9 protein-coding genes are annotated in these 12,054 nt (G+C 45.9%); 1 reads left to right on the forward strand and 8 read right to left on the reverse strand.

Annotated features, from left to right (window positions below; translation table 11 throughout):
• Nucleotides 1–146: 146 nt before the first annotated feature.
• Entirely contained in the window at nucleotides 147–2,672 is a 2,526-nt protein-coding gene (gene ponA, locus ACNPNW_RS17510; RefSeq protein ID WP_448767263.1) for a penicillin-binding protein PBP1a, read from the forward strand.
• 50 nt (nucleotides 2,673–2,722) lie between these two features.
• On the opposite strand, the gene ACNPNW_RS17515 is transcribed toward ponA, so the two are convergent.
• From ACNPNW_RS17515 to ACNPNW_RS17550, 8 genes are all read right to left on the reverse strand, one after another.
• On the reverse strand, nucleotides 2,723–3,526 hold the full coding sequence (locus ACNPNW_RS17515) for a putative RNA methyltransferase (protein ID WP_448767288.1): 804 nt from the start codon (nucleotides 3,524–3,526) through the stop codon (nucleotides 2,723–2,725).
• A gap of 54 nt (nucleotides 3,527–3,580) precedes the next feature.
• The gene (gene mraY, locus ACNPNW_RS17520) at nucleotides 3,581–4,699 is read right to left on the reverse strand and encodes a phospho-N-acetylmuramoyl-pentapeptide-transferase (protein ID WP_420937899.1); all 1,119 of its coding nucleotides are present in this window, start codon (nucleotides 4,697–4,699) and stop codon (nucleotides 3,581–3,583) included.
• Nucleotides 4,700–6,103: a UDP-N-acetylmuramoyl-tripeptide--D-alanyl-D-alanine ligase gene (locus tag ACNPNW_RS17525; RefSeq protein ID WP_420937898.1), complete on the reverse strand. Its 1,404-nt coding sequence runs from the start codon at nucleotides 6,101–6,103 to the stop codon at nucleotides 4,700–4,702.
• 9 nt (nucleotides 6,104–6,112) lie between these two features.
• Nucleotides 6,113–7,609: a UDP-N-acetylmuramoyl-L-alanyl-D-glutamate--2,6-diaminopimelate ligase gene (locus ACNPNW_RS17530; protein ID WP_448767264.1), complete on the reverse strand. Its 1,497-nt coding sequence runs from the start codon at nucleotides 7,607–7,609 to the stop codon at nucleotides 6,113–6,115.
• 11 nt (nucleotides 7,610–7,620) lie between these two features.
• A complete protein-coding gene (gene ftsI, locus ACNPNW_RS17535; protein WP_180086801.1) occupies nucleotides 7,621–9,444 on the reverse strand; it encodes a penicillin-binding protein PBP3 in 1,824 nt (607 codons plus the stop codon).
• Nucleotides 9,445–9,459: 15 nt separating this feature from the next.
• Nucleotides 9,460–9,726, reverse strand: coding sequence for a cell division protein FtsL (ftsL, locus tag ACNPNW_RS17540; protein WP_370940785.1), 267 nt, complete (start codon nucleotides 9,724–9,726; stop codon nucleotides 9,460–9,462).
• Between the two features lie 76 nt (nucleotides 9,727–9,802).
• Nucleotides 9,803–10,714, reverse strand: a complete 912-nt coding sequence (rsmH, locus tag ACNPNW_RS17545) for a 16S rRNA (cytosine(1402)-N(4))-methyltransferase RsmH (protein ID WP_085064331.1) — start codon at nucleotides 10,712–10,714, stop codon at nucleotides 9,803–9,805.
• 185 nt (nucleotides 10,715–10,899) lie between these two features.
• The gene (locus tag ACNPNW_RS17550) at nucleotides 10,900–11,919 is read right to left on the reverse strand and encodes a sulfate ABC transporter substrate-binding protein (RefSeq protein WP_129717172.1); all 1,020 of its coding nucleotides are present in this window, start codon (nucleotides 11,917–11,919) and stop codon (nucleotides 10,900–10,902) included.
• Nucleotides 11,920–12,054: the final 135 nt, after the last annotated feature.

The following is a 12,054-nucleotide window of genomic DNA, read 5'->3' on the forward strand; positions in this document are numbered from 1 at the left end:
TTTTATCCCCAATTTAATCTAACTTACCAATTGGTCCAGTCTATAATTTTATATAGATACAATAACTCATCTAACAATATGGATATCGACAGGATATACTGACCGGTAATTAGTTCGCCATTAGCTCTTATTAAAACTTACTTGTTATGAAAAAGCTATCTTGTTCAGGCCTTGTTCATCCATTTTTTTTGATCATTATCATTATACTGATCTCAATTCCGATGGGTTTCTATGGCATGTATCTCTATATTGCCCCATCTTTGCCTGAAATGTCTACGCTTAAAAAGGCCCCTTTATTAAAGCCTTTACAAGTTTTTAGTTCAGATAATGAATTAATTGCCGAATATGGAGGCAAGCTTTCTGTTCCCGTGAAATATGAACAAATTCCGCCCGAGTTTATTCATGCTTTCCTCGCCGCCGAAGATTCCAGCTTTTTTGAGCATAGCGGAATCAGCTTTAAAAGCTTGGGACGCGCACTCAGTGAGACGGTGACCGGCTCGGATGTACAGACTGGTGGTTCGACCATTACCATGCAAGTGGCAAAAAACTATTACCTTAGCCCTGAACGGACGCTGAAGCGCAAACTGACTGAAATTTTTCTGGCCCGTAAAATTGAGCAAAGCTTAAGTAAAGAAGACATTCTGACCCTGTATGTCAATAAAATTTTCCTGGGGAAAAATGCTTACGGCATCGCAGCAGCAGCTAAAATTTACTATAACAAGAGTTTAGAAGAGCTTTCAATTGCACAAATGGCGATGATCTCTGGACTGCCTAAAGCACCTTCTCGATATAATCCGGTCGCCAATCCCAAGCGCGCCCTGGAACGTCGTAACTGGATTTTGGGTCGTATGCTACAACTAGGCTATTTGAACCAGAGCCAGTATCAGCAAGCCATTGCTGAACCGATTAATCTGGACATGCCGGATCGCAGTACCCGCAATAAATTTCCTTATGTCGGTGAAATGGTACGTTCTGAACTGGTACAAAACTTTGGTGAACAGGCGGTAGATTCTGGTTATAAAGTCTATACTACCATTCATAGTGAACGTCAGGCCTATGCGGAGCAAGCGGTACAAGAAGGTTTAGAGGCTTATGACCGTCGACATGGCTGGCGTGGTGCTGAAGCAAATGATCAACCCCTCGACAAGTTCCGTGCCTATGCCAATACCTATCCCGCGCAAGTGACTCAGGTGGGTAATTCTAGTTTTGAAGCACTCATGCAGGACGGAAGCAGCGTGACTGTTCCCTGGTCAGGTATGTCCTGGGCGCGTCGCTTTCGTAACGTCAACAGTGTAGGTGGCGCACCGAGCAAAGCGTCCGAGATTGTCAAAGTCAAAGACATTGTTCGTTTAAGACCCAATGAAAATAAAACCTCTTGGTCATTGGTGCAGATCCCCAATGTGCAAGGACAATTGATTGCCATCAATCCAAATAATGGTGCGATTGAAGCCATTGTCGGGGGATATAACTTTTATCAGTCGAAATTTAACCGTGCAATCCAAGGCTGGCGTCAACCCGGCTCTACCATTAAGCCTTTTGTTTATGCCCTGGCTTTAGAACGTGGCATGACGCCGCATACTATGGTCAATGATGCACCCATTACCATTGGCAAATGGACGCCACGTAACTCGGATGGCCGTTATCTGGGCATGATCCCCCTACGTCGTGCACTTTATCTGTCACGTAATACAGTCTCAGTGCGCTTATTACAGGCCGTCGGGATTGAACGTACACGTCAGTTATTCATGGATTTTGGTTTACAAGACAGTCAGATTCCACGTAACTATACTATTGCATTAGGCACCCCGCAGGTCCTCCCGATTCAGATGGCGACTGGCTATGCTACCTTTGCCAATGGCGGTTACCGAATTCAGCCGCACTTTATTACCCGTATTGAAGATGCCTATGGCAATACCATCTTTGAAGCCAAGCCTGAATATGCCTGTATTTCATGTATTAATGAAAAAGAAGAAACAGTTCAAGCCACTGACCCTATTACCGCAGATGACGAAGCAATTGCAATCAACAATACAACTTTAGAGCAACAACAGGCCCCACCTAAAGTCTCTGCCGAAGACAGTAATTATCGTCAGGCACAGCGTATTTTAAAATCCAGCTCTGCCTATGACATGGCCAATATTTTGCGTGACGTAATTCAACATGGTACTGGTCGTGCTGCATTAAGAATTGGTCGCAGCGATATTGGCGGGAAGACCGGTACCACGAACGATGCCAAAGACGCCTGGTTTGCAGGTTTCAATGGTAAGTTAGTTACCGTGACTTGGGTAGGCTTTGACCAGCCGACCACCTTAGGTCGCCGTGAATATGGTGGTGTGGCAGCTCTACCGATCTGGACCGATTTTATGGGCAAGGCATTAAAAGGCCAGCCGCAAGCATGGGTACGTTTAGACCGCAATGCCAAGGCACCGGTAAATCGCAACAAGGGGGTTCAGGCTGATGAAGCACAGAATGATCCGTCTTCTCCGCCTCTGGCGACAGCGCTTTACCGTCCTGCACCTGTGGTCGTCCCGAAACGTACAGAAACTGACTTTGAGGATTTACCGGATCAACCGATTCGTTTACCAGATGATGAAGGTTCTGCACCTCAAGAACAGCCTCTTCAGCCAAACCGGGTAGACTCACTGGAAAATCTGATCGAAGAAGTCCAGTAATCTGAAGATATAAAAAAGCCCTCAGTTGAGGGCTTTTTTATATGCATTTTTTATTTCTTTTGGAACAGATAAATCTGATATTGCGCCAGCAATTCAAACTGATCCTGCTGTTCGAGTGCTAAACGGTGTTCCGGCTTGGCCTTATAAGCATAGGGTGTCATGGCAATCAGGTTTTTTAAATCAGCCTGTGGCAAAACCATTGGCGCACCAATCACCTGCTCACTAACCAGATTAAATTCATCTTGTAACTGCTCAACAAACTTCTGCGGCTCGTGTGGTTTCACTTCTTCAAATAAAGCCTCACGCATAGCATATAAATGTTGTGGGGCCGGTGTCACCACCATCAAATAAGATTTTGGTTTTAGGACTCGCAGGATTTCCTGTTTGGGAATTGGACTAAATAAGCTGGTACACAGATCAATCGACTCATCTAATACTGGTAAAGTCGCTCCAGTTCCTACGACCCAAGTCACCTCTTTATTCAGCTTGGCTGCGACCTGAACCGCATTCTTGGCAATATCGACCCCAACGCATTGCAGCACTTCGGCCTGCATGGCATTGGTGTAATAGCCTTCGCCACAACCAATATCTAAAAGATTCTCAATCCGCGACTCGCGAATCTTTTCCACGACAGTCTGTTGCAAAGGCGCATAATAACCTGCGCTGAGAAATGCACGACGTGCCTGCACAGACTCAGGCGTATCTCCCGGGTTTTTGCTGTGCTTGTGCTGAACCACATGCAGGTTCACATAGCCCTGTTTGGCGACATCGTAACTATGATGATTCTCACAGCGCCATTTTCTTTCATTTAAGCTCAACTGCTGGCGACAGACTGGGCACATGAGTAAATTCATCATTTTCTCCAAAATAAAAAAGCCGGCATGCGCCGACTTTTTCCAATGCATTTCTTAGCGCAATTTTAAGGTCATTAGACCCAAAACTACCAGCATAATCGTAATAATCCAGAAACGGATCACCACCTGGGTTTCACGCCAGCCTTTCTTTTCATAATGATGATGTAGCGGTGCCATCAGGAATACACGTTTATTGCGCATTCTTAATGAACCAATCTGCAGGAATACTGAAACCGCTTCCACGACAAAGACACCGGCCATAATCGCAAATACAATTTCCTGACGAACCATGACGGCAATCGTACCCAGCATTGCACCGAGAGATAAAGCACCGACATCACCCATAAACACTTGGGCTGGATGGGCATTGTACCAAAGGAAAGCCAGACCTGCTCCGATCATGGCAGCACAGACCACCACCAATTCAGACGAGTATTTCACATAAGGAATATGCAGATAATTGGCAAAGCGCACATCACCGGCCAGATAGGCAAATACGCCCAGACCTGTAGCGACCAGCACGATTGGCATAATCGCCAGACCATCCAGACCATCAGTCAAGTTCACGGCATTGGATGCACCGTTAATAACGAAATAGGTAAAGATAATAAAACCAATACCCAACGGAATCATCGATAATGGAATACTTAAGTCTTTAAAGAATGGAATCAATAGATCCAGCATATTCGCGGTATGCACCGGATTGGTTTGTTGCTGTGCAATGATATACAAGGCAATACCAGCACCCAATGAACCCACTGAAGTCCAGAAGAATTTTTTCTTCGCAGGCAAACCCGCATTGTCTTTATAACGGATTTTAATCCAGTCATCAGCCCAGCCTACTGCACCAAAAATCACCATCACACCCAGCACAATCCAGACATAAGGATTGGAAAGATCTGCCCAGAGCAAGGTCGAAATCCCGATCGAAAGCAGAATCAGCACACCGCCCATGGTGGGGGTACCCATTTTCTTGGCATGGTTTTCAGGGGCATATGAGCTGACTGCCTGACCATATTTCAGCGCCTGAAGCTTGCGAATCATTACAGGACCGAGCACCAGACCAATGGTCAATGCCGTCAGGACACTGAGCAAAGCACGTAAAGTTAAATAACGAACCACCTGAAACGTGCTGTCAAAGCCCGCCAAATGTTCAAAGAGCCATAACAGCATTTAGAGTTTCTCCATCAATGCAGCCATCAATGTTTCCATATGGGTAAAACGCGACCCTTTAAACAGGAATGACATCGGCTGAGGTTGATGTGTTTCAATCAAACGAATTAAAAACGGTAATGCCTGCTCCTGATTCAGGAAAGCCTGCATTTTTTTACCATATTGCGTACTACGGGCACCTTCTTGTGCGGCAGGCGCAAATTCACCCACAGCCACCACAAAGTTAATACCTTTAATAGAGACCAGATCCCGTCCAAGCTTGTAATGCTCGATTGCGGCAGATGAACCGAGTTCACCAATATCGCCGGTGACCATGACCCGGATGCCCTGCTGCTGCGCCAGAACTTCAGCTGCTGCACGCATCGAACCCGGATTGGCATTATAAGTGTCATCAATAAATAAATAGTCTTTGTGCGGAATAAAGTTCAGACGACCTTTCGCACCGACTGCCTGTTCCAGGCCAGCCACGATATCATCCAGACCAATACCGATCGCCAGGGCAAATGCAGCGGCAGCTGTGGCATTTTCGACATTATGCTCACCCGCAAAAGGCAACTGAACCGTTTTCGAGCCTTGTGGCGTATTCAGGGTAAAGCTTGATGATTGAGCATCAAGGACTACATCGCTGGCATAAACTTCACCGCCAGCACCAAAACTCAAGCTTTTTTCAGTTTTTACTGCGGCACGAATGGTTTCAGCAAAATCATCTGCAGCAGGAATAATTGAGATTTCAGAGATATGCGAATAAATCTCGGATTTCGCGCGGCAAATTCCGTCACGGCCGCCAAACTCACCTAAATGTGCCGTCCCAATGTTAATGATCCCCGCCACATGCGGCTGCACCATTTTCGAGGTGTAATCAATTTCACCCTGATGACTTGCACCGAGTTCCATCACCGCATATTGATGTTCAGGACGCAGCTCCAGCAACATTACCGGCACGCCAAGGTCATTATTCAAATTACCACGTGTCACCAAGGTCGGTGCCAGACGAGACAGAATGCTTCCCAGCATTTCTTTAGTCGTGGTCTTGCCACTACTGCCGGTCAAGGCAATGACTTTGAGTTGAGGATTCTGCTGACGGCGATAAGCGCCCAACAATCCCAATGCCAGACGGGTATCTTCTACCACCAATTGGCAAATATCGGCATCCACCGGACGGCTGACAATGGCAATTTCACAACCTTGTGCCGCGACTTGCGCAATAAAGTCGTGCGCGTCAAAACGCTCGCCTTTCAGCGCAAGAAAAGCATCACCCGCTTCTGCATCACGTGAATCAGTCAAAATCCGCTTGACCTGGCCTACAGGCTTTTTATCATTCAACCAGTAGCCTTGAGTAGCCTGCTGTAATTGTTCTATGCTCCACGGCTCCAGCGCCGCAGTACTTGTTGTTGAGGTATGCATATCTGAATCCTAATGCGCTGAATAGGCTGAATCTGTGTTGCAATGCTGGGCATCAATCGCAGCTTGCACTTCGACCACGTCATCAAACCAGTGACGTACGCCATCAATTTCCTGATAATTTTCGTGACCTTTCCCTGCGATCACGACAATATCACCCGCCTGTGCATGTTTAACCGCAAACTTGATCGCTTCACGACGGTCATGAATTTCATGATAGGTTTTGCCCGAAAAATCAATGCCATTTTTCATATCAGCAAAAATTTGTGCCGGATCTTCGGTCCGCGGGTTATCAGAAGTGAGTACTGCGATATCTGAACCCTCTAAAGCAGCCTGAGTCATCAGTGGACGTTTACCGCGATCACGATCACCGCCACAGCCGAAAACAGCCCAGAGATTTTGTGAAACATGACGTTTCAAGGTCACCAGAACCTGGATCAAAGCATCTGGGGTATGCGCATAATCCACTACAAACAGACGTTCGCCATCACGCAGCACCTGCATCCGACCGGGCGCACCTTTGAGCTGTGGCACAGTTGCAATCAAACTTTCCAAGTCAAATCCGGCCTGTTCCGCCATGATCAGACTGGCCACCAGATTTTCAATATTGAAATGTCCCAGCAATGGACTGTGTACACTAAATTGGCCTTGCACTGTCAGCAGCTTAAACTCGGCACCTGAAATACTGTATTGAATATCCTGAACCTGATAATCCGCCGCATGCGTAGTGGAATAAGTCAAAATTTTCGGTTGAGCCGGATTGTTTTTTGCAGCATCCAGCATGATCTGTGCATGTTCATCATCAACATTGATAACAGCCACTTTTAAAGATTCAAACTGAAATAAGCGTGATTTTGCTTCCGCATAGGCTTGCAGCGTTCCGTGATAATCCAAATGATCACGACTCAAATTGCTGTAACCCGCAATCTCGATATCACAACCATTCAAGCGACCTTGTTCCAGACCATGTGAGCTGGCTTCAATCGAGGCAAATTCCGCACCAGCCTGCGCATAGCCATGCAAGGCATTTTGCAGTTGCAAGGCATCCAGAGTGGTGTGCGAAGATGCTTCCAGATTTGGTAAAATCCCGTTACCTGTGGTACCCATCACTGCACAGGCTTTACCTTGCAGCATGATGAATTCAGCCACCAAGCGAGAAATCGTGGTTTTACCATTGGTGCCGGTAACTGCCAGAATTCGAGCAGCTTGAACAGGTTGAGTCGCTTGCAAATACTGCTTTTGCCATTGTCCCATCAGATGACGTACATCTGCTACCACCAAATTTGGAGATACATCCAGTTCAGTTTCTGAAATCACAGCCAATGCACCCTGATCCAAAGCTTTCTGGGCAAATTGAGCAGTTTTTTCCGGTTGTGACAGACTGGTCAGGGCAATAAAAATTTGTCCCAGTTTAACTTTACGACTATCCAGCTCGAAGCCCTGAAAGGATTGCTTCATCCAGTCAGCGACATCGTGAGGGGTGTAGAGATCTTGAAATGTAATAGACATTGATCACCTATTTACTGGACTTTGGGAGGTTCTAAAGGTTTGTCCAGAGGGACATTCAGCAGACGCAAGGATTCCTGCATCACACGGGCAAAGACCGGTGCAGATACCGTACCGCCATAGTAGGTGCCTTGTGGATTTTCTACCACCACCACCATGGCGATCCGTGGATCACTGACTGGTGCCACGCCGGCAAATAATGCACGGTATTCATTGGTCGAATAACCTTTACGGTCGGCACGCAATTTATGTGCAGTACCGGTTTTACCGGCTACGCGATAACCTGGGATGGTAGCGCGAGTCGCCGTACCACCTGGCAAGGTTGCAGTTTCCATCATCAGCAAGACCTGATCGGCAATCTTGGCATCAATCATCTGCTCACCCTGTGGCTGTTCTTCCAGCTTGTACAGGCTTAACGGTATTTTCACGCCTTTATTGGCCAGCATGGCATAGGCATCGGCCAGCTGTAGCACCGTTGCGTTCAGACCATAACCATAGGACATAGTCGCGACTTCAGATACATTCCATTTGCTCGGCGGCAGGATCAGACCAGCACTTTCACCTGGAAATTTCACCGCTGAACGCTGCCCAAAACCCAGACGCTTATAGAAGGTCGGCAAGGTTTCATAAGGCAGCGACAAGGCCAGTTTGGCCACACCGACGTTAGAGGATTTCTGGATGATGCCACCCAGCGTTAATTGGCCATAATTATGCGTATCGCGAATGGTGTGATTTCCGACCCGCATACTACCGGGAGTAGTATTGACGACTGAATTCGCCGTATATTTACCACTTTCCAAGGCCATCGCGACTGTCAGCGGCTTCATGGTCGAACCCGGCTCGAAAGAATCGACTGCACCGCGATTACGCATGGCATCCTTGTTGAGCAGGCTGTTTTTATCATTCGGGTTATACGATGGCCATGAAGATAGCGCCAGAATTTCACCGGTTTTGACATCTACCGCAATCGCAGTCGCTGAACGGGCATTATTGGCGACACCGGCAGCCGTCAGCTCACGGTACATAATATATTGCAGACGCGAGTCGATACTTAAGGTAATATTTTCGCCCGGTTCAACTTCTTTAATCACTTCCGGTTCTTTGACCCGGTTGCCTTTTTTATCGCGAATGATCTGCTGCTCGCCATCCTTTCCGGAAAGACGGCTATTCAGCTGCATTTCCAGACCTTCAATGCCGCTGCCTTCGCTATTGGTCAGGCCAATAATCTGAGAGTTCGGCTGTGGCTGCGGATAATAACGTTTATAGTTTTTCTCGGTATATACGCCCTGAAAATTACGTTTCATGATCAGTTCGGCCTGTTGTGGCGGAACTTCTTTTTTCAGGATCAGATAACGTGAACGCGGACGTTCTTCCATTTTTTTGCGCAGTTCTGCCCGATCCATACCGACTGCATCAGCCAGCTCATCCAGATTCAGGTTTTTATCGGGTAACTGACGTTTGAGCTTGCGGCTATTCGGTTCTTTTTCCAGCGCCAGCATGGTCTCGTCATAGAGTTTTTTATTGTCAAAATAATCACGTGGATCAATCACAATTTTCATGATCGGAGTACTGATCGCCAATGGAATGCCATTACGATCATAAATCACGCCACGCATCGCCTTGATGGTATTGGTTCTTAAAATATTGGCATTGGCTTTATTTTGCAAAAAATCTTTATTAATAATCTGTACATAGAAAGCACGGCAAATCAGTGTCACAAAACACAGCAGCACCACCGCCCACATGATGTAAAAACGATTGATATAAACATTTGAGGCATTTTTGTCGGTGACCGATTGTTTTTTACGTACCGGTTGCTTCTTTCTCTTGTCTACCATGTCGGAACGCTAGCCTTATTTTTTCTCATCTGAAGTTTGTGGTAAGGAAATCACGACACTTTGTGAAACCGGAGGTGAATACATACGCAGCTGTGTCACTGCACGCGTACCGATCTGTGCCGTCGCGCCGAAAGTTTGCTGCTCAATCAGCAAACGCCCCCACTCTGCATTCAGGTCATCCCTTTCACGCAGATAGGTACTCAGCTTTCTGTTATCCTGACGGTATTCAAATACCTGAAATACCACAAATACTGCACTGATGAAGACCATCAGTATCAGCATGAGATAGATTGTAACTTTTTTCAGCCACAATTTTTCTGTTTTTTTATCAACCACTTCCGTTTTCATGATCTGCCTATTAAGCTAAACGTTCTGCTACCCGCAGCCATGCGCTACGTGAACGAGGATTGGCTTTGACCTCCTCATCACTGGCTTTAACACGAGAAACTTTCTTTAAACGTCGCGTATCTTTCTGTTGTTGTGGCATTCCCCAGCCTGAATCTTCTTCAAGCGTTGACTCTTTTTGAATAAATTGTTTAATCAAACGGTCTTCCAGTGAATGGAAGCTAATTACCGCCAAACGTGCTTCAGGTTTCAAGATTTCAACGGCCTGAGGCAAGAAGATTTCAATATCTTCTAATTCCTTATTAATAGCAATACGAATCGCCTGGAAAGTACGGGTCGCAGCATGCTTATTTTTTTCCCATTTCGGGTGGGCTACTTTTACAATCTCAGCCAGCTTTGCCGTGGTATCAATATATCCGGCAGCTTTAATTGCCTTGGCAATACGGCGACTATAACGCTCTTCACCATATTTAAAAATGATATTCGCCAACGCTTCTTCTTCAATCTGGGTCAGCCATTCTGCTGCAGTTGGACCTTGCGAGTTATCCATGCGCATATCCAGCGGGCCATCTTTCATAAAACTGAAACCACGTTCAGCCTGATCCAGCTGCGGTGAAGAAACACCAAGATCCGCCATCACCCCATCAACCTGTTCAATGCCCAGTTCAGCCAAGGCATCTTTCAGATCAGCAAAGCTGGCATGGATAATTTTAAAACGTGAATCTTCTTGTTCGAGTTCAGCTGCTACAGCCAGTGCTTGTGGATCTTTATCAAAGGCATAGACGCGTGCATTTTCATCTAATTTGGACAGCAATAAACGCGTATGTCCACCACGGCCAAAGGTCCCATCCACATAAGTTCCCGTATTGCGACCCGCCAACAAGGCATCAATCGTTTCGTGAAGTAATACAGAAATATGTGACATAAAAACTCAATCAATAGGGGGAAAAATTTAACTGCACATTATCACCCTGTTTAGACAAAGCTCCAAACGACTTTTTGTAGATAAATATTACTTTCCATAGAGAAAACCGTTTTAGCATTTTTCTCATACAAAAAAGCCTCCAAAAACCGGAGGCTTTTTTCAATCAAGATGACTTGGCAGATCAATTAACGTTTGCTGTTATAAATCTGGTCAAAGATTGCACCATTCACAAAATGGGTTTTCTGTGCATTGGCCCAGCCACCAAAGACTTCATCAATGGTAAAGGTTTTAATTTTCGGGAACTGTGCCGAATATTTAGCTAATACTTTTTCATTACGTGGACGATAGAAATGCTTAGCCGCCATTTCCTGACCCAAGGGTGAATACAGGTAATTGATATAACCTGTTGCTAACCATTTATTGCCATTTTTCTCCACGGTACGATCCACAATCGCCACTGACGGTTCAGTCAAAATCGTAATCGATGGATAAACGATATCAAACTTGTTTTTACCCAAGGTTTTTTGCGTGACCAAGGCTTCATTTTCCCAAGTCAGCAATACATCGCCAATCCCACGCTCGGCAAAGGTGGTCATTGAAGCACGTGCAGCAGAATCCATCACTTTCACGTTCTTATAAAGCTTGCCGACAAAGTCCTGTGCTTTGGCTTTATTACCACCTGGCTGTTTCTCGGCATAACCCCATGCAGACAGATACACCCAACGCGGCAAACCGCCCGTTTTCGGGTTAGGCGTAATAATTTGCACGCCTGGTTTGGTTAAGTCATTCCAGTCCTTGATGCCTTTCGGATTGCCCTTGCGTACCATGAATACGATCGTCGAGGTATAAGGTGCCGAGTTGTGTGGGAATTCTTTTTGCCAGCCTGGCTGAATCTGGCCAGATTTCACAATTTCTTCGATGTCATTGGCCAGCGCCAAAGTCACCACATCACCTTTCAGGCCATCGACCACAGAACGTGCTTGTTTGCCCGAACCGCCATGTGACTGCTTGAAATTCACATCCAGACCGGTGCGGTTTTTCCAGTAAGCACCAAATGATTTATTAAATTCATCATAGAATTCACGCGTGGCATCATAGGATACATTCAGAAACTGACGGTCTGCTGCTTGTGAAGCAGTCGCGGTCATGCCTAAACCAGTCGCCAATAAGGCAGCACTAAATAACGATTTTAATTGAATTTTCATGGCAGCACGGAGTTTATCTTCATTAGATATAACTATATGAAATAAAATCATTTATCGCAATTCACCCTACAACATCACAACACGATAAAATGAAAGGTTTTTCTACATTAATATTTTGTTTTTAAAAGGAAAATA

This window comes from Acinetobacter endophylla, from assembly GCF_053543775.1.

What these genes read in the sequence shown, in the direction of transcription:
- ACNPNW_RS17525 (WP_420937898.1), bottom strand. Translation starts at nt 6,103, where the DNA reads ATGCATACCTCAACAACAAGTACTGCGGCGCTGGAGCCGTGGAGCATA.
- ponA (WP_448767263.1), top strand. Translation starts at nt 147, where the DNA reads ATGAAAAAGCTATCTTGTTCAGGCCTTGTTCATCCATTTTTTTTGATC.
- ftsI (WP_180086801.1), bottom strand. Translation starts at nt 9,444, where the DNA reads ATGGTAGACAAGAGAAAGAAGCAACCGGTACGTAAAAAACAATCGGTC.
- mraY (WP_420937899.1), bottom strand. Translation starts at nt 4,699, where the DNA reads ATGCTGTTATGGCTCTTTGAACATTTGGCGGGCTTTGACAGCACGTTT.
- ACNPNW_RS17515 (WP_448767288.1), bottom strand. Translation starts at nt 3,526, where the DNA reads ATGAATTTACTCATGTGCCCAGTCTGTCGCCAGCAGTTGAGCTTAAAT.
- ftsL (WP_370940785.1), bottom strand. Translation starts at nt 9,726, where the DNA reads ATGCTGATACTGATGGTCTTCATCAGTGCAGTATTTGTGGTATTTCAG.
- rsmH (WP_085064331.1), bottom strand. Translation starts at nt 10,714, where the DNA reads ATGTCACATATTTCTGTATTACTTCACGAAACGATTGATGCCTTGTTG.
- ACNPNW_RS17550 (WP_129717172.1), bottom strand. Translation starts at nt 11,919, where the DNA reads ATGAAAATTCAATTAAAATCGTTATTTAGTGCTGCCTTATTGGCGACT.
- ACNPNW_RS17530 (WP_448767264.1), bottom strand. Translation starts at nt 7,609, where the DNA reads ATGTCTATTACATTTCAAGATCTCTACACCCCTCACGATGTCGCTGAC.